At 51.0% G+C, this 19,520-nt stretch carries 20 protein-coding genes; 13 read left to right on the top strand and 7 right to left on the bottom strand.

Annotated elements, in window-relative coordinates; genetic code table 11:
- The first annotated feature begins 757 nt into the window (after positions 1-757).
- The 4 genes from VI01_RS25500 (at position 758) to VI01_RS23355 (ending at position 4,150) form a co-directional block, all read left to right on the top strand.
- On the top strand, positions 758-1,996 hold the full coding sequence (locus VI01_RS25500; protein ID WP_156149395.1) for a hypothetical protein: 1,239 nt from the start codon (positions 758-760) through the stop codon (positions 1,994-1,996).
- 284 nt (positions 1,997-2,280) lie between these two features.
- On the top strand, positions 2,281-2,739 hold the full coding sequence (locus VI01_RS23345; RefSeq protein WP_045816828.1) for a GNAT family N-acetyltransferase: 459 nt from the start codon (positions 2,281-2,283) through the stop codon (positions 2,737-2,739).
- A gap of 77 nt (positions 2,740-2,816) precedes the next feature.
- Positions 2,817-3,320, top strand: coding sequence for a GrpB family protein (locus VI01_RS23350; RefSeq protein WP_045816855.1), 504 nt, complete (start codon positions 2,817-2,819; stop codon positions 3,318-3,320).
- 176 nt (positions 3,321-3,496) lie between these two features.
- Positions 3,497-4,150, top strand: a complete 654-nt coding sequence (locus VI01_RS23355) for a LysE family translocator (RefSeq protein WP_045816829.1) — start codon at positions 3,497-3,499, stop codon at positions 4,148-4,150.
- A 67-nt stretch (positions 4,151-4,217) separates the two neighbouring features.
- On the opposite strand, the gene VI01_RS23360 is transcribed toward VI01_RS23355, so the two are convergent.
- The 4 genes from VI01_RS23360 to VI01_RS23375 all read right to left on the bottom strand — a co-directional run bounded on the left by VI01_RS23360 (position 4,218) and on the right by VI01_RS23375 (position 7,123).
- Positions 4,218-4,604, bottom strand: coding sequence for a VOC family protein (locus VI01_RS23360; RefSeq protein WP_156149396.1), 387 nt, complete (start codon positions 4,602-4,604; stop codon positions 4,218-4,220).
- Positions 4,605-4,828: 224 nt separating this feature from the next.
- Entirely contained in the window at positions 4,829-5,017 is a 189-nt protein-coding gene (locus VI01_RS23365; protein WP_045816831.1) for a YjfB family protein, read from the bottom strand.
- Positions 5,018-5,167: 150 nt separating this feature from the next.
- A complete protein-coding gene (locus VI01_RS23370; protein WP_045816832.1) occupies positions 5,168-6,118 on the bottom strand; it encodes an aliphatic sulfonate ABC transporter substrate-binding protein in 951 nt (316 codons plus the stop codon).
- Between the two features lie 99 nt (positions 6,119-6,217).
- Entirely contained in the window at positions 6,218-7,123 is a 906-nt protein-coding gene (locus VI01_RS23375; RefSeq protein WP_045816833.1) for a LysR family transcriptional regulator, read from the bottom strand.
- Between the two features lie 143 nt (positions 7,124-7,266).
- Between VI01_RS23375 and VI01_RS23380 the strand changes: the two genes are divergently transcribed.
- On the top strand, positions 7,267-8,268 hold the full coding sequence (locus tag VI01_RS23380) for a zinc-binding alcohol dehydrogenase family protein (protein WP_045816834.1): 1,002 nt from the start codon (positions 7,267-7,269) through the stop codon (positions 8,266-8,268).
- A gap of 87 nt (positions 8,269-8,355) precedes the next feature.
- Positions 8,356-9,009: an oxygen-insensitive NAD(P)H-dependent nitroreductase NfsB gene (locus tag VI01_RS23385; protein WP_045816835.1), complete on the top strand. Its 654-nt coding sequence runs from the start codon at positions 8,356-8,358 to the stop codon at positions 9,007-9,009.
- Positions 9,010-9,153: 144 nt separating this feature from the next.
- Here the strand turns inward: VI01_RS23385 and VI01_RS23390 are convergent, their stop codons facing one another.
- From VI01_RS23390 to VI01_RS23400, 3 genes are read right to left on the bottom strand one after another with little or no spacing between them, the layout of a single operon-like run.
- Positions 9,154-10,533, bottom strand: a complete 1,380-nt coding sequence (locus VI01_RS23390) for a heavy metal sensor histidine kinase (protein ID WP_045816836.1) — start codon at positions 10,531-10,533, stop codon at positions 9,154-9,156.
- The gene (locus tag VI01_RS23395) at positions 10,530-11,204 is read right to left on the bottom strand and encodes a heavy metal response regulator transcription factor (protein ID WP_045816837.1); all 675 of its coding nucleotides are present in this window, start codon (positions 11,202-11,204) and stop codon (positions 10,530-10,532) included. Before VI01_RS23395 ends, VI01_RS23390 begins: the two co-directional genes overlap by 4 nt.
- 26 nt (positions 11,205-11,230) lie before the next feature.
- Positions 11,231-11,992 carry an alpha/beta hydrolase gene (locus VI01_RS23400; RefSeq protein WP_045816838.1) on the bottom strand — a complete coding sequence of 254 codons (762 nt, stop codon included), beginning with the start codon at positions 11,990-11,992 and terminating at the stop codon, positions 11,231-11,233.
- 251 nt (positions 11,993-12,243) lie between these two features.
- Here VI01_RS23400 and VI01_RS23405 point away from each other — a divergent pair, with 251 nt between their 5' ends.
- The 7 genes from VI01_RS23405 to VI01_RS23435 all read left to right on the top strand — a co-directional run bounded on the left by VI01_RS23405 (position 12,244) and on the right by VI01_RS23435 (position 19,514).
- A complete protein-coding gene (locus VI01_RS23405; RefSeq protein WP_045816839.1) occupies positions 12,244-13,224 on the top strand; it encodes a TIM barrel protein in 981 nt (326 codons plus the stop codon).
- A 50-nt stretch (positions 13,225-13,274) separates the two neighbouring features.
- Positions 13,275-14,315: a substrate-binding domain-containing protein gene (locus VI01_RS23410; RefSeq protein ID WP_045816840.1), complete on the top strand. Its 1,041-nt coding sequence runs from the start codon at positions 13,275-13,277 to the stop codon at positions 14,313-14,315.
- Between the two features lie 16 nt (positions 14,316-14,331).
- A complete protein-coding gene (locus VI01_RS23415) occupies positions 14,332-15,834 on the top strand; it encodes a sugar ABC transporter ATP-binding protein (protein WP_045816841.1) in 1,503 nt (500 codons plus the stop codon).
- Positions 15,835-15,867: 33 nt separating this feature from the next.
- On the top strand, positions 15,868-16,839 hold the full coding sequence (locus tag VI01_RS23420; protein ID WP_045816842.1) for an ABC transporter permease: 972 nt from the start codon (positions 15,868-15,870) through the stop codon (positions 16,837-16,839).
- On the top strand, positions 16,839-17,696 hold the full coding sequence (locus VI01_RS23425; protein WP_045816843.1) for a MurR/RpiR family transcriptional regulator: 858 nt from the start codon (positions 16,839-16,841) through the stop codon (positions 17,694-17,696). Before VI01_RS23420 ends, VI01_RS23425 begins: the two co-directional genes overlap by 1 nt.
- 2 nt (positions 17,697-17,698) lie before the next feature.
- Positions 17,699-18,562: a PfkB family carbohydrate kinase gene (locus VI01_RS23430; protein ID WP_045816844.1), complete on the top strand. Its 864-nt coding sequence runs from the start codon at positions 17,699-17,701 to the stop codon at positions 18,560-18,562.
- A 181-nt stretch (positions 18,563-18,743) separates the two neighbouring features.
- Positions 18,744-19,514 carry a transporter substrate-binding domain-containing protein gene (locus VI01_RS23435; RefSeq protein WP_045816845.1) on the top strand — a complete coding sequence of 257 codons (771 nt, stop codon included), beginning with the start codon at positions 18,744-18,746 and terminating at the stop codon, positions 19,512-19,514.
- Positions 19,515-19,520: the final 6 nt, after the last annotated feature.

A 19,520-nucleotide genomic window follows, 5' to 3' on the forward strand; every position in this document is an offset into this window, starting at 1 on the left:
CATCGAGCCATTGAACTCACAGCATGGAGCGGACGTTTTAGTCGTTATTTTATGTAAAGCGCCTTGTACTGGGCTAACTATTCAGGTGATAAAACCGCTACAAAGCACTTTTGCCTCAGTTAGGGTGTCTCACTCAAAATGAAAGGATGCGGAAATTTTATTTAGTGCAGTTCTGAATGGGTTAGGTGTTATTTATCTTGCTTGCAATCGTTTTACTAATCATGGTTATTTCTTAATTAATCGGTATAGAGAAATAACAACCCGGCATCGTGAAAGTATTCGTACTTATTTCGGCTATATTAAGAATGCACCTGCTTAAAGCTTTAACTGGAAAGCGCTCTGGAATTTCTGGAAAAAATAGTATTGGCCGTAGCCTATTGTTAAACTATCTGAATTAAACCGCGATTGCAGTTGCACCGATAGATAACTTTGTCTAGTTATCTCGTTCTTATCTCCCGATGTTATAGGTCATCACATCTTTTGAAGCCCCTTGCAATTATGCAAAATTAACGTCCGCTCAACGCGGACCAGGACGCTAACATGCGCACAGTACGCTCTATGCCAAAGTAGAAGTGGAAAATAGCGTAGCGTTTTAAATGGGAGGCTAAGAAATTTACACCGATAGAATGTATTACACTGTATAAACTGATTCTGGTTTTTTGCTACCGTATACATCGGGGATATCCTGGAGTGTTGTAGTTTCATCTGTTTGTGATAACATCCCAGCGGGACATGAAGCGCATAAAGGGATAATGGAATGAAGAATACGATATCAGCAATATTGATTTTTTTAATATTGCCATCATCAAGTTGCCTTGCAGTGGAAAATAAAACGCTGCATTTCATTTTTGGGGTTAGTGATCTTTATTCACCTGTGCTTTCTGATGATGAAAACAAGTCTGTATTGGAAAGTCTGACAAAGAGGGCTACTGTTACGGCTACATACAGACAAACTACTCGTAAATTTCATTGGTTTTCAACAATGAGTGGAGTCGTTACGTTCCCTGATCCAGGATACAAATATACATCAAAAGATGAGACCCGCAACTATACACTGAAACCAGAAACTGATAATCCATCTATTTTAGGGGTTGATATGCCGGTATCGCTGGATGGTGACTATGCGCTTGCTGAATTGTACGTACAACTATATCCATCACTCTACCAACAACCCGGATATCTTGCGGCAATAAAAAATTTGCCTGAAAAAGACCTGGAGTTTGCCCGTGAATTCAGAGGTTCATCATCATTTAGGTATCTTGTCAGCCAGGATAAAAGAAGAACACAAAGTCCTGTTAATGAACGTCAAGGGTGTCTCTTTGTCACTACCCCCTATGGCTATCCTGATACCACTATTCCGGTTGTAACACTTTTGGGTACAAATTTAAAAAATGTGCGTCTAACCAGTATTATGCATCGGCCTTGCTCACTAGTTAATGTATATGCCAATGAGAAATCGACGGTTCTGACTGGACATTTGCCACCTGCCAGAATAGCGGCTGCACAAGCTAATATAGATTACTCTACAACTAAAGGTATTACCCAAAAATCGGGGGCGCTCCATCCTGTCAATAAAGAGATGGATCGATGGTATCAGCGAAACGATGAAGGGGTTTATGCTGCCTTACAGGCATTTGGACCTTTTAAGTTATTTAGGATGCGTATCCGTTTTGATGCAGCGTATCCTGAAGGAAAGCGACTACCGATACGAACTGAAAGCTGGTATCTCTATAATGAAAAATTAGTTAAATACTCTACTTCAATTTATTATCTATCCACTGACAATGAAAAAAGCATGTCAGCAGAGGAAGTGGTTTATTTTCATGACGGACAAAAAGTCTTCAATGAGAGTAAACAGGATAATTGTAATGCTCTAGGCTGTCAGAATGCTCTTGCTAATATAAAACAACATTCAACTAATTCTTGGGGTGATTTACAACGAGAAGCAGTACGCTATATGCAACTCAATTTGATTCCAATAACTGATGATGAGTGATTTAACTTACATTTGACATTTCAATAGTTAGTTTTAACTCATAATCCAGGGGGGGTTAAAGCCCTGAAAACTTAAAGCCAGAATTCATCCCGGGGTCGTATCCACAACGTGGGCAGGGGGCTTTTACGTCTCCTGTTCGCTCCTAGCAGATCTTGCGCTGCGTACAGGCTAGCTTCTTACCAACAACGGAACTTGCACACGAACCCGTATGTTAAATACTGAATGCCGAAATCGGTGGAACACTATGGTAGATTCCGTAGTTAAAACTGAAACGAGGATAATGAATGTTCAGCATTTCAGAAGTAGATAAAAGTGATTCTGACCTCACGTGGCTGGTGAGCGAGCTAGATGCCTTTCAAAGCCAACTGTATCCTGCAGAGAGTAATCACTGCCAAGATCTTTCAACAGTTACTGACAAGCAACTCCGGTGCGTTATCGCGCGTGCTGAAAGTGGCTTACCTGTGGGCTGTGGTGCTCTGCTACTTCAGGAAAATGGCTCAGCCGAGATCAAGCGGGTTTATATTCGACCGGAATACCGGGGCAGGAAGCTCGGAGAAAAAATTGTCACTGCAATCGAGACGATGGCTTCAGAAAAGAATTCGGGCATCTTGCTGCTTGAGACAGGGATTCACCAGCAACCGGCTATAGCACTTTATCGTAGATGTGGTTACGAGACATGCGATGCATTCCCCCCATATGCAGCAGATCCGTTGAGTGTTTTTATGTGCAAAAAGCTCAGGTAATTTAACGTTATCAGGAAGCCAGGAAAGGGTGAAACAGGGCTGTGATGGTAAATAACCACGGCAGAGAGGATGTTTTTATGCGGAAAATTATTGTTGTGCCATACGATGATAGATGGCCTGAGATGTTTGAAGCTGAAAGTTTACTGATAAAGACAGTGCTCGGTGGAGTGGCTAAAGATGTCCATCATATTGGGAGCACGTCAGTTCCTGCTCTCTCAGCAAAGCCCGTCATCGACATGCTACTTGAAGTTTCCGACATCAATGAACTGAATAAGTATCATTCTGCGATGGGCCGCGCCGGGTATGTTGCACGCGGTGAAAACGGGATTGCGGGGCGTAGATATTTCATTAAGGGTGGTGATCAGCGTAGTCATCAAGTCCATGCGTTTGCAGTCGGAGATACGCAGATATTAAGGCATCTTGCTTTCCGTGATTATCTTAGAAGAAACAAAGACATTGCAGAAGAGTATGCTGAGATAAAACACGCAGCTGCATTACTCAGCTTGAACGATGTACATCGCTATAGTGCCCTCAAAGCGAACTTTATAGAGCGTCATCAACAACTAGCGCTAGCTGTCTGAGAACGATAGAGATTGAGTTCGTTGCCGGGAGGGTATGTTCAATATCTTTGCAAACCCTGGCAGGGATACACTTCCGACTTGTGCCAGATATTGTCATTCGAACCCTGAGAGTTACACTTTAAGCGTTAATCAGAGTGAGTTAACGTAGCAAAGTTATTTTTTCGGACGCAACTATCATGCCTTCAATTGATACTTTTATTACTTTCCTTATAGCTCTAACTCTTCTGGAGATATCTCCCGGTCCCGACATGATGCTAACCATTGCCAGAGGAGTTGGTCAGGGAAGGCGCATTGCAATTCTTACAGTACTGGGAAACGTTTTTGTGGCGGGTTTTGTGCAAGTTTCTTTTCTGATGCTGGGACTGGTGAGCGTCGTTCATGCCTGGCCGGTTGCGCTAGATCTCCTAAGGTGGGTTGGCGCCGTGTATCTCATTTGGCTGGGAATGAAGATGATTGCGACTTCCGGCACAGATACACGAATACGAAAAACTGCCAAAATTTCTGACTGGAGTGCGGTTAAGGAAGGCGCGCTAAACAGCCTGACTAACCCAAAATCCCTGCTGTTCATGTTTGCTTTTCTTCCTCAATTTGTCGATCCAATTGCTGGTCCCGTCTGGATGCAACTGCTTGTTCTGGGTAGTATCCAAAAGCTGGCTGGGATTGTCTCCCTGGGCTCTGTTGCAATGGCATCAGGAACATTTGGAAACTGGTTAAGTAAACATCCGGCATTTATCAAATGGCAGGAACGATTCACAGGTTTTGTGATGGTTGGACTCGGTATTCGCATGCTTTTCAGCGGGTCTGGAATTATAGCGAAACCGGGCAAGTAGGTTTTTAGAAAAAGATTTGCACAATGTTCGATGTTCGCTCGCAACTGCCCAATCTCAACAAATGCATTCACTCAATAAACTGGCTAAAACGCAGAAGATAGCCATCCGGATCCTGAATGAGGAACTCTCTCTGACAAGCAGTGGTATCTCCAATATGATAGGTGTTTTCGCGCAAGTCCCGATAAAGCGGCACATCATGCTGCTTAACCCGCGTCAGCACACGCTCAACATCGTCCACTTCAATCTGAAAATTCACGCCACGCCCCAGCGGTTTAACGAGTTCTGCGGTGTCCCATCCCCCGGCGTGGTATTCCTCAAGCATCAATTGCGCCTCGCCGAGGTTAATATAGGCAAATTCGGGATCGCTTCGTCTGACCATAATCTTGAATTCTAAAACTTCAGTATAAAAATACAGTGAGGCAGTAAAGTCCGTTACGGTGAGTTCGGGAACCATTCGGTTCCAGTAGGGTTCATGCTGAACTGTCATTGTTTCTTACCTATAAACTGTATTATCTAACGGCAAATGGTCGGATGAAGGGTGCAAAGCCAGACCATGCGATAAAGGTCATGTTCATCTATTGAGGTGAAGCCAGGAAGTAACCACTCCCTGGAAAGGGAGTGGTCAAAAAACACATGCTAACGGAGGTCGTTCAGTGAGTGCAACGATGCAACCTGAGTTTATGCGGTGGTATTGATGTTGCGGCCAACAGCGGGATTTGCCGGCAGTTGCGGAATCGAATTAAGAATTCCCGCTGCCATAGACTGCTGATTATCCAGGGTCTTTTTCAGTACCATGGTGCTCACCTTACTGCTGAGGTCCATGTTAGACAGACCGATAGCCAGTGAAGTAATCTGTGATACATCCATCTTGCTCTCCTTTAAAACGACTAATGGGGGGCTGAAACGGCTTTGAGAAAGCCTGATACGTCTATCGGCATCGCCGGGCAAAGCTTCAATGCGTTCTTCGGACCTCACCGATGGCAGCCTGCCTGAGTAGGCCATTATCTGGCAGAGCGGTTATCTCGCCTGCGGTTGCCAGGTACCTACATCCTGCGCATCAATCGCTTTCGGCAGCAACTTCGCCTGATAAAACGCATCCGCAATCTTTTGCTGTTCAGCCAGATCGCTCTTCTTCACCGGCTCGATCTGATAACTGCGTTGCTGATTGGCCTGTTCCACCGTCGCCAACGGCAAATTACCCCACAGCGGAGAGAGAATCTTTGCGGCATCTGTCGGATGTGCTTTCAGCCATTGTGCTTCCTGATCCAGCGTCTTATATACAATGCCCAATACCTCAGGATGCTTCTGCGCGTAAGGCGTCGACACCAGATAGTAGCGCTGATAACTGGCGAGACCTTTGCCGCTCACCAGCACGCGAGTGTGCTGTTCCACTTTGGAACTGGTCACAAAGGGTTCCCATGTCACCCATGCATCGACGCTGCCGTGCTCCAGCGCGGCACGCCCATCGGCAGGCGTCAACCATGCAGGTGTGACATCGCTGAATTTTAGTCCCGCTTTTTGCAACGCGGCGATCAGCAGATAATGGCTGCCAGCCGCTTTGGTGACGGCAATCTTTTTACCCTTTAAATCCTGCAGTGTTTTGATGCTGGAGTTGGCCGGAACCAGAATGGCCTGAGCCTCAGGAGAGGGCGTCTCGCGTGCGTAATACGTGAGGTCCGCACCTGCCGCTTGCGCGAACACCGGCACGGTATCGGCCACGTCAGCAGACAGGTCAACGTTGTTGAGATTCAGCGCCTCCAGCAGCGGCAAACCGCTGGTGAACTCGTGCCATGTCACTTTGATACCGCGATCGGCGAGGGCCTTATCCAGGTCGCCACGCTGCTTAATGAGCGTCAGCAAGGTAGAGGATTTTTGATAGCCGATGCGAAGTGTCTCCTCGGCGCTGGCGTTGGCAAGCAGTGAGAAGAAAAGCAGTGAAGCGAGAATTGTCTTTGTCGTTTTGCGCATGTGAGTCCCTGAAGGTGTTATCAATTTTCAAAAATGATAAAGCCGCTCACGAGGCAATCAAAACCGCAAGTTCGCATAAGCTCTGCACATTTACAGCTATCACAGTTGCGCGGTCATCGCCCGCAAATGCATCCGCAATACGCCATGTAGCGCCCGAATAGCGGGAGAGAACTGCTTGCGATGCGGGCAGATTAAATGCAGCGGCGTACTTTCACCGGGGATTTCAGGCAGCACCCGTTCCAGGCGGTGCTGCTGAATATCCTCACAGACATCAATCCAGGATTTATACGCGATGCCCATGCCACTGATAGCCCAACGCCGCGCCACTTCGGCGTCATCACACAGCAAGCGACTTTTGACGGTGATTTGTCGGCGCATACCTTCCTGCGGGAAGGTCCACTTGTCGTAGACGTGGCCGCCCATCACAAACGGCAGACAATGATGTTGTGCTAAATCTTCCAGCTGTTGCGGGCGTCCATGTTGGTCGAGATAGGCTGGTGAAGCCACCATGATGCGGCGATTGTCCTCGGCGAGCGGTAATGCCACATAACTGCTGTCTTCCAGTTTGCCGTAGCGAATAGCGATATCTACCGGATCGCGAAACACATCACTGATTTGATCGGATAACGATAACCGAACCGATAAGGCAGGGTGTTCACAGCAAAACTCGGTGATCAGCGGCAAGAGAATGTTGCGACCAATATCGGAAGGCATCGCGATTTTAAGCTCGCCGCTCAGCGCGTCTTCATGACTTTGCAGGCTGTCGGCGCCCGCTTGCACCAGGTTGAGCATCTCCTGCGCGTACGGCAGATACTTTTCACCTTCTGCGGTCAAACGCAGACTTCGTGTGGATCGTGCAAACAGGCGGCGATCCAGTTCTCGCTCCAGTCGCTGAATCGCGGCGCTCACTTGTCCCGGCAGCAAATTCACTTCACGGGCCGCGCGCGAAAAGCTGCCCAGTGCCGCCGATCGCACAAACAGCGTGACATCTTCCAGTCGGATCATTTCTTTACTCATCGTCAAAACACGCAGGGATTTTCACTCTAAGAGTGAAAGTGTTGCTGTGCAATCGGCATTTTTCCTCAACGCGCTGGCCGCTATGCTGACTTCAACTTACCTAACACCCTGATGAATTGAGGAACGGCTGGATGAAAGCGATTGTTTATAGCCAAAATGGTTTACCGATTTCCGATGAAAATGCGTTGTATGAACTGGATGTTGCCCAACCTCAGCCGGGCGCGCGCGATTTGCTGGTGAAGATCCACGCGATTGCCGTCAACCCGGTGGACACCAAAGTCCGTAATGGTGCGCCAACGGATAAACCGCGCATTCTGGGTTGGGATGCCGTCGGCGTGGTGGAAGCGGTGGGCGAGGCGGTTACGCTGTTCCAGCCGGGCGATGAAGTGTTTTACGCGGGCGATATTACGCGTGCTGGCAGTTATGCCGAGTATGGGCTGGTGGATGAACGGATTGCCGGGCATAAACCGCGTACCCTCAGTGATGCCGATGCCGCTGCATTACCCCTGACGTCGCTGACCGCATGGGAACTGCTGTTTGACCGTCTGGAAGTGCAGGCAGAAGACAATGCGGCTTTACTGATTATCGGTGCAGGCGGTGGCGTGGGATCGATCCTGACGCAGCTGGCGCGCAAACTGACCAACCTCACGGTGATTGGTACGGCTTCGCGTCCGGAAACCGCAGACTGGGTGCGTTCACTGGGTGCGCATCATGTGGTGAATCACCAGCAGCCGTTAGGTGAACAGCTGGCGGCGATTGGCTATCCACAGGTGCGTTATGTGGCATCACTGACGCACACTGATAGCTATTATGCACAGTTGGTGGACGTGCTGGCCCCGCAAGGAAAACTGGCACTGATCGATGATCCGGAAACGCTGGACGTGGTGCCGCTGAAACGTAAAGCCATCTCGCTACACTGGGAGCTGATGTTTACCCGCTCACTGTTCCAGACCACCGACATGCAGCGTCAGCACGACATCTTGCAGCGCGTAAGCCAACTGATCGATGACCAGACGCTGAAAACGACCGCAGGTGAACATCATGGCATCATCAACGCGGCGAATCTGCGTAAAGCCCATGCGTTGATCGAAAGCGGTCGCGCGCGCGGAAAAATCGTGCTGAGCGGCTTTTAGCTCTTTGAAACACAATTCGTTAGCCGCTGTATAAGCGCGGCGGGTAAGGTATGGCCAATTTGTCACTTATCCCTTCAGGAGAACACCATGACACTTAATGACGCAGTGGCTCGTCGCCACACCGTAAAAGCCTTTGCCAGTGGTAAAAGCTTGCCGCAGGAAGAGATCGAAACGCTGCTCAACGTGCTGCGCAACAGCCCGTCTTCCGTCAACTCTCAGCCGTGGCATTTTGTGGTGGCTTCCACGCCGGAAGGACGTGAGCAGATAGCACAATCCACCACCGGTGCGTTTGTCTATAACGGCCCGAAAGTGCTCAATGCTTCCCATGTGATCGCGCTGTGCATGCGCACCGATCTGGATAACGCACATCTGCAAAATGTGCTGGCGCAGGAAGAGCAGGATGGCCGTTTTGCCAAACCAGAAGGTAAAGCCGGTCAGGATAAGAGCCGCCGTGGCTATGTCGACATGCACCGTTATGAGCAGCGTGATATCCCGCAGTGGATGGAAAAACAGGTTTACCTGGCGCTCGGTGGTTTGCTGTTAGGTGCCGCGATGTTAGGGATTGATGCGACGCCGATGGAAGGTTTTGATCAACGTGCGCTGGATCAGGCGTTAGGCTTGCGTGAGAAAGGCTTTACCAGCGTGGTACTGGTGTCGTTGGGTTATCGCAGCGATGAAGATTTCAATGCGGCACTGCCAAAATCACGTTTGCCGCGTGAAGAGATTTTCACCTTTATTTAAGCTGTTGCGGCGCAAGGCTCGTCACTTGAGGCCATATAGCAAAGGCTGTCACGTTTAAAAGTGGCAGCTTTTTTTTGGCTGAAAATACCGGAGTACGTGTAGACCCCTTCTCCTGCTGCCGGGCAAACATCGCACCATTCAGATTTAACGTGGAAACAGCAAACTAAACCGATTCACCCCGTTTTCACTGCTCACCGCACAACTGCCGTGATGCAAGCGCATGATGCTGCGTACAATCGACAACCCCAGCCCGCTGCTGCTTTGATGGCGTGATGCATCGGCGCGCCAGAAGCGATCAAACATTCTTGCCTGCTGCTCGACACTAAGGGGCGCACCGTCATTCTCCACCACCAGTTCGATTCCCTGATCGCGCTCCGCACTTAGCACGCGAATGGTTGATTCTCGCTCGCCATAGCGCAAGGCATTCGCCATCAGATTCGCCAGTGCACGCTGCAACAGCTGCGGATCGGCGCGTAACGCTCCCTGCATACGCATCTCCAACCGCATCGCATGCTCTTCGGCCATGCCATCAAAATAGTCCTGCAATATCTCGCCCAGCTGTGCCAAATCGATAAGCTGCCAATCCATCGCCTGGCTGGCGTCTTCCGCTTTAGCGAGGAACAGCATGTTATCGATCATCTTCGCCAATCGCTCCAGCTCCTCATAGTTGGAACCCAGCAACGCCTGATAATCGCCCACGCTGCGCGGCTGACTGAGCGCCACTTCGGTCTGGCCGATCAAGGTACCAATCGGGGTGCGCAGATCGTGCGCCATATCTGCCGAAACCTGGCTGAGTTGTTGATAGCCCATTTCCAGGCGACTGAGCATCTGGTTGAAGGCGGCGACCAGCGGTTGCAGTTCAGTCGGCGCATCGCTGAACTGGATGCGGTGTGATAAACGTCGCACATCGATAGCATCGGTTTCTGCTGCCAGCCGACGTAATGGCGACAAGCCGCGCCGAACCAGCCAGATACTTAATGCCGCCACCAGCAGCGCAGCCAATGCGGTCGAAACAATGATCTGGTCGCGATAGCTATTTAGCGTTTGGGTACGATCGCTCATCAGGCGGCCAGTCATGATCTCAATTTGCCCGTTGCCATCACGCGTGGGGGCTAAAGCGGCGGCAGAAATAAAAGGCGTGCCGTCCTCTGCCTGCTGGTGATGTACAGAGGCCAGGCTCAGTGGCTGATCGGCGGGCACGGGCGCGATGTCCGGCAGGGGGCGTGCGCCGGGATTGACCACAATCAGTGGGGCTTGACCGGGAAAGCGCAGCACCAGCAAGGATTCTGTGTTGCCCAGCATATTGGCAAACAAGCGCGGTTTTTGCTGGATTAGCGTAATGGCGTCTTCATCGCGCAGCAACGTACGTATCTGGTCAATGCGCGTCAGCAGGGCCGCGTCATCGCGGACACCGATCTGCTTCGCCAGCGACTGATACAGCGCAAAGCCGCTCAGGGCAAAAATCACGATCACCGTGATGCTGAGCAGCATGGATAAGCGGGTGGCGAGCGAAAGTTTCGTCATGCTTCAGCTTCGCAGCGATACCCAACTCCGTGCACGGTGTGAATTAGCGGTTGGGCAAAGGGACCATCGATCTTCTGGCGCAGGCGTTTTACTGCCACGTCCACCACGTTGGTGTCGCTATCAAAATTCATATCCCATACGCGGGAGGCGATCACGGTGCGCGTCAACACTTCGCCGGGATGCAGCATAAACAGATGCAGCAGGTTGAACTCTTTATTGGTGAGGTCGATGCGTTGACCCGCACGCTCAACCCGGCGTTTAAGGATATCGAGTTGCAAATCGGCGAGGATCAAGAGATCGGGCAATTTCTGTTGGCCGCCGCGTCTTAACTGGGTGCGTACGCGCGCCAGCAGTTCAGCAAACGAGAAGGGCTTCACCAGATAATCATCCGCACCCAGTTCCAGCCCTTTGATGCGATCTTCCAGCGTGCCCTTAGCAGTGAGGAAAATGACCGGCGTATGGATCTGTTTATCCAGCGAGGCCATCACCTCCCAGCCGCTCATGCCGGGCATCATCACATCGAGTAAAATCAGATCGTAATGATGCTCCTGGGCAAAGAACAAACCATCTTGTCCGTTTTCCGCCACATCCACGATAAATCCCGCTTCGGTTAATCCTTTGCGCATGTAATCGCGCGCTTTGGCTTCATCTTCAATCACCAAAATTTTCATGCGCATCTCCGGGCGGGATGAGGGTGTTAGGGTTGTGCCTGCTGAGCGGCCTGTTCAATCAGTTTCGCGACCTCATCAGGATGAGATTCATACACCGAGTGACTGGCGCCGGCGACTTCAACGGTGTGGCTGTGTGCGCGTTTGGCGTACATCCGCTCCAGATCAGGGTTGATGATTTTGTCAGCTTTCGCCACCATGTACCAGCTAGGCTTGGTCTTCCACGCCGGGTCTGGAATATTGGCGGTGAATACAGCCGCGTTGGTTGGCATCTGCGCATGGGCTTCAAAATCCGCCTGGGCCGCCGGTAAATCCGCGGCGAAATCGCTGTGATAATTTTCTGGCGCGATGGTCAGATAGCCATCAGTCGATTTGGCAAACGGATGCGCGCTGTTCGGGAATTTCTTGCCGTTGATCGCTTCGGTTTCACCATTGTCCAGTGCGTGAGCGGCGATATACACCAGACCTACTACTTTGCTGTCGTTTCCGGCTTCGGTGATGATTGCGCCGCCATAGCTGTGGCCGACCAGAATCACTGGCCCGTTCTGCTGATCGATGATACGGCGTGTGGCGGTGACATCTTCCGGGAAACCGGTCAGCGGTTCCTGTACCAGCGTCACTTTATAGCCATCATGTGTCAGGCGGTCATACACCGCACGCCATCCTGCACCCCCCACAAATGCACCGTGTACTAACACAATATTCTTCACCGGCTGCGCTTTGGCGTGTGCCGCGCCGCCTGCCATCGCCAATAAAATGCCCGCCGCTAACGTCAGTTTTTTCAGTTTCATGTTTGTGCTCCAGATAAGGAAGGTTCAGGCACAGGATATGAAAACGGCTCTGACAGCAGGGTGAGTGAGTTATGACAAAAGAATGACAGGGGGTTTTAACTTGGTCGAACACTGGATTTCGTGAACGTGCTCGCAAATTGCAACGATGCCGTCTTGCTAAACAAATTGGCTTGTGTAATTTATGCCATAACTTCACAAATAATCGTGAAGAAGGAAAGTACATTACAACCAGCACTGAAGGATCCTTCCTCATGTCAGAATTAAAGTTTGCCACACGTTTGAACTCTTTCGCCTCCGGGGCGCACTTTTACTGGCCAGATCTCCAGGGAAAACCTTCTGTATTACAGATGATTGCGCGTGCCGGTAAGGTGAACGGCCTGACGCATCTCGATCTTAACTATCCCCAGCACATGACCAGCGACATCCCCACCATGCGTCAGGCAATTGCGGATGCGGGTCTGGCGGTCAACGGCATGCAGATGCGCTGGGATGCTCCCCAATTCAAAATTGGTGCTTTTACTAACCCAGACGCCAAAATTCGTCGCGAAGCCATTGAATTAACTAAGCGCGGTATTGACGCGGGCCGCGAGTTTGGCTCAAGCCTAATGACCTTGTGGATGGGTCAGGACGGTTTCGATTATTGCTTCCAGGCCGACTATAAAAAGATGTGGGAAGACGCAGTCAGCGCGGTGAGAGAAGTGGCTGAATATGCGCCCGAAATCGACGTCAGCATTGAATACAAACCGAATGAGCCACGTGCTTACAGCATCTTCCCGAATGCCACCACCTGCTTGCTGGCCGTGGAAGAAGCAGGGTGCGCTAATCTCGGCATTACGCTGGATTTTGCCCACGTGCTGTTTGCCAATGAAGTGCCTGCATTTGCAGCTGCCATGGTGGCACGTCGTTCACGCTTATTAGGACTGGACCTGAATGATGGCTGGGGCAAGCGCGATGATGGTTTGATGGCGGGCTCAGTGAATCCACGCGCCACGCTGGAATTCTTGTGGCAGATGCAGCGCGATGGTTATCAGGGCGCTTACTACTTCGACACCTTCCCGGATGCCAGCGGCCTCGACCCAATCCGTGAAGCGGAAATTAACATTGTTACTGTGAAGCGCCTGCTGAAGTTGAGTGAAAAACTCAATAATAACCCAGCATTGGAAGAAGCAATCAGCCGTCAGGATGCGGTGGCCTCACAACAAATTGTGAATGACATCATGCTTGCACAATAAGCAAGCGAGTAACCCTGCACCTCAAATAAAACGATAAAAAGGCTACCACCATGAAAAAGCTCTTACTCTCTGTACTGACCTCCGCATTGCTGTGCTCCAGCGTGCACGCTGCTAACTTGGCTCCCCTGAAATCTGACTCAGAACCTGATCGCACGGACTGGACGCAGCTGGAAAGCAAATACGGCCCGATGCCCAAAGTCGACAGCAAGCTAAAAATTGGTGGCGTATCGAAAACGCTGACCAATGAGTACTGGCGTTCACTCGGCGAGGGCTATCAAAACGTAGCGAAGAAGTATGGTTTCACCGTCGCTTACCAGGCTGCCGCCAATGAAGATGATCAAATGGGCCAGCTGTCCATCGCTGAAACCCTCATTGCGCAGGGCTTTAATGGCTTACTGGTGTCACCTCAGACAGATATTAACCTTGAGCCGGCATTGGAAAGCGCCAGCAGCAAAGGCATTCCAGTGGTGAACGTCAACGATGCCGTGGTGCCAAGCGCCCAGTACTATGTTGGTAACGTGCAGAAAGACAACGGCGTGCGCGTCGCCAAATGGTTTATTCAGCACTATCCGCAGGGCGGCAAAGTGGCGGTGATTGAAGGCCAGCCGGGCGTGTACGCGGCCGGACAGCGCACCGAAGGCTTTAAAGAGACGTTGCAGGCGAATGGCAAGTTCAACATTGTCGCCAGCGTGCCAGCGAACTGGAGTCGCGAGCAGGCCTTTAACGCCGCATCGACTATTCTGCAGCAACATCCGGATCTGATTGGTTTCTACGCCAACAACGACACCATGGCGCTGGGCGTGGTGGAAGCGGTACGTTCGCTAAATAAAGCCAAACAAACCGCAGTATTTGGTACCGATGGTATTTCTGATGCCTATGCTTCGATTAAGCGCGGTGAACTGACCGGCACGGTCGATAGCTTCCCGATCCTGACCGGGGAAGTGGCCATGGAAGTGATGCTGCGTCTGGTGAATGGGCAGAAACTGTCGCGTGTGATTGCGACGCCACAGGCGCTGATCACCAAAGAGAATGCCGATGCCTTCTCTACCAAAGACAACGACAAATTGCGCCAGTTGCTGGCTCAGCAGTAATACAGGCGGAGAGCGTATGGAACAGTATCGCTTAATGATGCGCGGCATCAATAAAACCTACGGTAGCGCCATCGCGCTACAGGATGTGGACTTTATGGTGCGACCGGGCGAAGTGCACGCGCTGATCGGTGAGAATGGGGCAGGCAAATCCACGCTGCTGAACATTCTCTCTGGCGTGCGCCCGGCGGATAGCGGTGACATCCACGTCAACGGCGAGTTAGTGCAGATGAAAAATCCGCTCAGTGCGCGCCATGCGGGCATTGCGATGATTCATCAGGAGTTGCAGCATGTTCCTGAGCTCTCTGTTGCCCAGAATATGTTTCTGGGGCGCCCCATGACCACCCTGAACGGTTTGTTTGTCGATAAACGCGCTCAGCTGGCACGTGCTACACATATTTTGAAGCAGCTTGATCCCAGCATTAATCCCGCTGAGCCGATCAAGAATCTAAAGGTATCGCAGCAGCAGATTGTGGAAATTGCGCGTGCACTGCTGGACGAGGCAAAAATCATCGCCATGGATGAGCCAACATCCAGCCTGACGCCGCGTGAATTTGAGCGCCTGGCGGAGTTGATAGCTGATTTGAAATCCACCGGCGTCTCACTGATTTACGTATCACATAAGATGAATGAAATCTTCCAGGTCTGCGACCGCGCCACCATCATGCGCGATGGTCGTCAGGTCGGGGTGGTGAACATCTGCGATGAAACTGAAGAGAGCATCGTCGCGAAGATGGTAGGGCGCAAAATCGATAAGCAAGCGCACCAATCCTGGGCCACCGATCGTGAGGTGCTTCAGGTTGAGAATGTGACGCGTGGAACGGAAATCAAACCGGCCAGTTTCAGCGTTTGCGCCGGGGAAGTGTTGGGCGTGGCGGGTCTGGTGGGTGCAGGCCGTACCGAATTACTTAAACTGATTGCCGGTATCGACAAACGTAGTGCGGGTGAAGTGCGCGTTAATGGTCAGTCAGTGCGCAATCACAACGTCAGCGCGGCAATTCGTGCCGGTATTGGTCTGGTGCCGGAAGATCGTAAGAAAGAGGGCATCATCAAAGCGCGTGCGGTGAAAGTGAATATGGCGCTGCCGTCGATGCGCAACTTCACACTCGCGGGCGTCATTCGTAAAGTGAAACTGGACACGGTGGCGCAACAGGTGATGTCAGACTTAAAACTGCGTCCGCTTAATATCGAAAAACCGATTGGCACGCTGAGTGGCGGTAATCAGCAGAAAGTGATTATTGGGCGCTGGGTGGCAGCGGATGCTGAAGTGTTTTTATTTGATGAGCCAACCCGGGGAATTGATATTGGGGCCAAAGCTGAAATATATAATCTCATTGAGAAACTGGCCCAGCAAGGCAAAGCGATTGTCGTCGTTTCGTCAGAGATGACAGAAATTTTACGTGTTTCCGACCGTGTGCTGGTGATGCGCGAGGGAAAAATTACGCGTGAATTAACAGGTGATGACATTACCGAAGAGAATATCGCACGCTTTGCCATAAACGACATTAAAGAAGCCGTCTAGCACTTAATCTGCACTCCATAAATAGGCATAACTATGATGACGCAAACAAACACACAGCCAGCGGCTGCGCCGTCGGCAAAATTTAAATTAAATCTCCGCGATGCCGGTACGTTAATCGGGCTGTTAATTATCGTGGTGACATTTTCATTTTTGTCACCGGTATTTTTTACCGTGCCAAACTTGTTGAATATTTTACAACAATCTTCCATCAATGCGCTGATTGCATTGGGGATGACGCTAGTGATTATTTCCGGCGGTATTGATTTATCCGTTGGGCCGACCGCTGCGCTCTCTGCGGTATTGGGCGCTACCCTGATGGTGGCCGGTGTGCCGGTGCCGGTAGCGATTCTTGCCACACTTGGTATCGGTGCGTTGTGCGGGGTGTTCAGCGGGATGCTGGTGGCCTATGCAGGACTGCAACCGTTTATCGTCACGCTGGGAGGACTTTCGCTGTTCCGCGCCATCGCGCTGATTTACACCGGCGGTAATCCGGTGTTTGGCATCCCGATGGAGTTTCGCAGCATTATTAACAGTGATGTGTTCGGTATTCCAACCCCGATCATCATTGTTGCGGTGATTGCGCTGGCGCTGTGGCTGGTGATGAATAAAACGCCGTTGGGTGAATATATTTTGGCGGTGGGGGGTAATGAAGAAGCAGCTCGTGTGGCTGGCGTACCAGTTAAACGCACCAAAGTGACGGTGTTCATTATCTCAGGCACCTTAGCGTCACTGGCATCGCTCATTCTGATTGGGCGGTTAGGCGCGGCTGAGCCGACTATCGGCAATTTATGGGAACTGGACGCAATTGCCGCCGCGGCGATTGGTGGTGCCTCACTGATGGGCGGAAAAGGCAGTATTGTCGGCACCATCATCGGCGCCATCATTCTTGGTGCGTTACGTAATGGCTTGACTCTGCTGAATATTCAGGCCTTTTATCAATTGCTTGCTACTGGCCTAATCATTATCATAGCGATGTTGATTGACCGGGCGACAAGAGGCAGGTAATGAAGCAAGATCCGCGAGCCATTGGCGCTCAAATACGTATGCGATTACCGCAACTCACGCCGCTGGAGCGGCGTGTTGCCGAAGCCATCATCGCCAGAACCGACATTAATGAACAGACTTCGCTGCAAGAAATTGCCGAAGAGAATAATGTTTCCCAGGCGATGATTGTGAAAATCACTAAGAAGCTCAATTTTACCGGCTTCCGTAATTTTCGCACTGGACTGATTTATTATAATCAATCTGAAGTGGCGGGTTTGCATGCGGAAATTGAGCCGGACGACTCGTCGGAACAATTACTGGCCAAAGTATTCAGAACTTCAATTCAGGCGATTGAAGAGTCATTATCGATTCTGGATATTTCTGAGTTTAATCGTGCTGCCGATATTTTATTTAAAGCGCGCCACATCGATCTGTATGCCGTTGGTGGTTCCGCCACGGTGGCGCGGGATTTATCGCACAAGCTGCTAAAGATTGGGATTAAGTCCACGCCTTACGACGATGCGCATATTATGCTGATGTCTGCAGCCGTGTTATCGGATGATGATGTGGTGATTGCAATCAGTCATTCAGGTGCGACGCGAGCAGTAAACGATCCGATTAAACTGGCGGCACGAAATGGTGCAAAGATTATCGTTATTACCAATTATGCCGAGTCGCCTATTGCGCGTAATGCGCATGTGGTATTGACATCAACCTCTCAGGGATCGCATCTGCTTGGGGAAAATGCGGCTGCACGTATCGCGCAATTAAATATTCTCGATGCGCTGTTTGTGGCAATCGCCAAAAAAGATTTAAAGCTGGCGGAAAAAAATCTGATGAAAACCCAGCGTGCGGTTCAGGATCTGCGGGACTTTTAGACATGAACAAAATTATCGTCGCCGGTAGCCTGCATTACGACATTATGCTGGCGGCCCACCATCGCCCGGAAAAGGGCGAAACCGTCATGGGCAGCAGCTGTAGCTATAAATTTGGTGGTAAAGGCGGCAACCAGGCGGTGGCAGCTGCACGCGCAGGTGCCGCGGTGCGTTTTATAGGTGCGGTAGGGGCTGATGCGCAGGGTGAATTCCTGCTAACAGCGCTGCGTAATGCCAGCGTTAATACTGATGCGGTGGCAGTTCTGCCTGATATGCCTTCAGGAATGAGCGTGGCAATCAGTGATGCGGAAGGCGATTACGGTGCCGTGGTGGTGTCCAACGCGAATCTAAATATCGATGTGGCTACGCTGCCTGATTCGCTGTGGCAGGGCGCTGGCTTGCTGGTGTTGCAAAACGAAGTGCCCGCCAGCGTGAACCTGCAACTGGCTCAGCAGGCCCGGCAAAAGGGGATTGCGGTGTGTATCAATGCCGCACCAGCGCGAGAAATTGAACCGGCGCTGGCATCCTGCATTGATCTACTGATTGTGAATGCGGTAGAAGCGCGCGACATGTGCCAGATCGAGGTCACTGATTTGACCTCTGCAGAACGGGCGGCACAAAAACTGGCGGAAGATTTCGCGCAGGTGATTGTGACGGCGGGTGAGCACGGTCTGGCGGTGTGCCAGTCGGGTGAGCCGGTACAGAGCCTCTCCGCCATCCCGGTGACGCTGATCAGCACCCATGGCGCAGGAGACTGTTTTGTCGGTGTGCTGAGCCAGGCACTGATGTCCGGATTCTCCCTGCTTGGGGCGGCAGAGAAAGCGAATCAGGCAGCCGCAGAGCACGTTTCTCGTCCTGCAATCGCGTAACAACTCACCTCACATCTCCGGCATTATGATTCTCTTACTGCCGGAGATAAAATCACTTAACTCCTTCTGTTTAATAAGAATTCCCTCTGCATTGTTTCCATTATTTTAGTGGTGGTAATGTTTGCGCCATGTTATTAACTCTGCATGCCGTCGTGAATTTACCTGCCTGCTGGAGATAACAATGAAAAAAAGTTTGTCCTTCGCATTACTGCTTTCACTGGGCGCGTTCAGCACCTTATCGTTTGCTGAGCAGACGTTGCGTTTTGGTGTGGATCCGACTTTCCCACCGTTTGAATCCAAGGCCAGCGATGGCTCGCTCAAAGGATTTGATATCGATTTGGGTAACGCCATTTGTGCTCAGGCAAAAGTAAAATGCCAGTGGGTGCAGATTGGCTTTGATGGCAGCATCCCGGCGCTGCAGGCGAAGAAGTTCGATGCCATTCTGTCGGCGATGTCGATGACCGAAAAACGTCGCGAGCAGGTTGATTTCAGCAACATGCTGTACATCACTCCAAGCGCACTGTTGACGCCGAAAAGCAGCACACTGACCGAAGATATCAGCACGCTGCGCGGCAAGAACATCGGCGTCGCACAAGGCACCATCCAGGAAACTTACGCCAAAGCGAAATGGGCTGCGCAGGGCGTGAATGTGGTTTCCTATCCGAATCAGATGGAGATCTATCCCGATCTGGTGGCGGGGCGGCTGGATGGCACACTGGCAAATGCGGTGTCAGCGGATCAGGGTTTCCTGAACACGCCGGAAGGCAAAGATTACGTCATCAAAGCGACACTGGTGGATAAAGAACTGCTGGGCAATGGCGTGGGAATTGGTCTGCGCAAAGGCGATACCGTGCATCTGAAGCTGATCAATGATGCGCTGGCCGAACTGCATAGCAACGGCACTTACGATCAGCTCGCGAAGAAATATTTCAAGTTTAAGGTCTATCCATAAGCGCCA

Source organism: Pantoea sp. SM3 (assembly GCF_000963995.1).
GTDB classification, from domain to species: Bacteria; Pseudomonadota; Gammaproteobacteria; order Enterobacterales; family Enterobacteriaceae; genus Pantoea; species Pantoea rwandensis_B.

Excerpts from the sequence above, each read along its gene's own strand:
- VI01_RS23350 (WP_045816855.1), top strand. The coding sequence starts at position 2,817 with ATGCGGAAAATTATTGTTGTGCCATACGATGATAGATGGCCTGAGATG.
- VI01_RS23345 (WP_045816828.1), top strand. The coding sequence starts at position 2,281 with ATGTTCAGCATTTCAGAAGTAGATAAAAGTGATTCTGACCTCACGTGG.
- VI01_RS23375 (WP_045816833.1), bottom strand. The coding sequence starts at position 7,123 with ATGATCCGACTGGAAGATGTCACGCTGTTTGTGCGATCGGCGGCACTG.
- VI01_RS23355 (WP_045816829.1), top strand. The coding sequence starts at position 3,497 with ATGCCTTCAATTGATACTTTTATTACTTTCCTTATAGCTCTAACTCTT.
- VI01_RS23425 (WP_045816843.1), top strand. The coding sequence starts at position 16,839 with ATGAAGCAAGATCCGCGAGCCATTGGCGCTCAAATACGTATGCGATTA.
- VI01_RS25500 (WP_156149395.1), top strand. The coding sequence starts at position 758 with ATGAAGAATACGATATCAGCAATATTGATTTTTTTAATATTGCCATCA.
- VI01_RS23390 (WP_045816836.1), bottom strand. The coding sequence starts at position 10,533 with ATGACGAAACTTTCGCTCGCCACCCGCTTATCCATGCTGCTCAGCATC.
- VI01_RS23405 (WP_045816839.1), top strand. The coding sequence starts at position 12,244 with ATGTCAGAATTAAAGTTTGCCACACGTTTGAACTCTTTCGCCTCCGGG.
- VI01_RS23435 (WP_045816845.1), top strand. The coding sequence starts at position 18,744 with ATGAAAAAAAGTTTGTCCTTCGCATTACTGCTTTCACTGGGCGCGTTC.
- VI01_RS23360 (WP_156149396.1), bottom strand. The coding sequence starts at position 4,604 with ATGGTTCCCGAACTCACCGTAACGGACTTTACTGCCTCACTGTATTTT.
- VI01_RS23370 (WP_045816832.1), bottom strand. The coding sequence starts at position 6,118 with ATGCGCAAAACGACAAAGACAATTCTCGCTTCACTGCTTTTCTTCTCA.
- VI01_RS23415 (WP_045816841.1), top strand. The coding sequence starts at position 14,332 with ATGGAACAGTATCGCTTAATGATGCGCGGCATCAATAAAACCTACGGT.
- VI01_RS23420 (WP_045816842.1), top strand. The coding sequence starts at position 15,868 with ATGATGACGCAAACAAACACACAGCCAGCGGCTGCGCCGTCGGCAAAA.
- VI01_RS23365 (WP_045816831.1), bottom strand. The coding sequence starts at position 5,017 with ATGGATGTATCACAGATTACTTCACTGGCTATCGGTCTGTCTAACATG.
- VI01_RS23400 (WP_045816838.1), bottom strand. The coding sequence starts at position 11,992 with ATGAAACTGAAAAAACTGACGTTAGCGGCGGGCATTTTATTGGCGATG.
- VI01_RS23380 (WP_045816834.1), top strand. The coding sequence starts at position 7,267 with ATGAAAGCGATTGTTTATAGCCAAAATGGTTTACCGATTTCCGATGAA.
- VI01_RS23430 (WP_045816844.1), top strand. The coding sequence starts at position 17,699 with ATGAACAAAATTATCGTCGCCGGTAGCCTGCATTACGACATTATGCTG.
- VI01_RS23385 (WP_045816835.1), top strand. The coding sequence starts at position 8,356 with ATGACACTTAATGACGCAGTGGCTCGTCGCCACACCGTAAAAGCCTTT.
- VI01_RS23410 (WP_045816840.1), top strand. The coding sequence starts at position 13,275 with ATGAAAAAGCTCTTACTCTCTGTACTGACCTCCGCATTGCTGTGCTCC.
- VI01_RS23395 (WP_045816837.1), bottom strand. The coding sequence starts at position 11,204 with ATGAAAATTTTGGTGATTGAAGATGAAGCCAAAGCGCGCGATTACATG.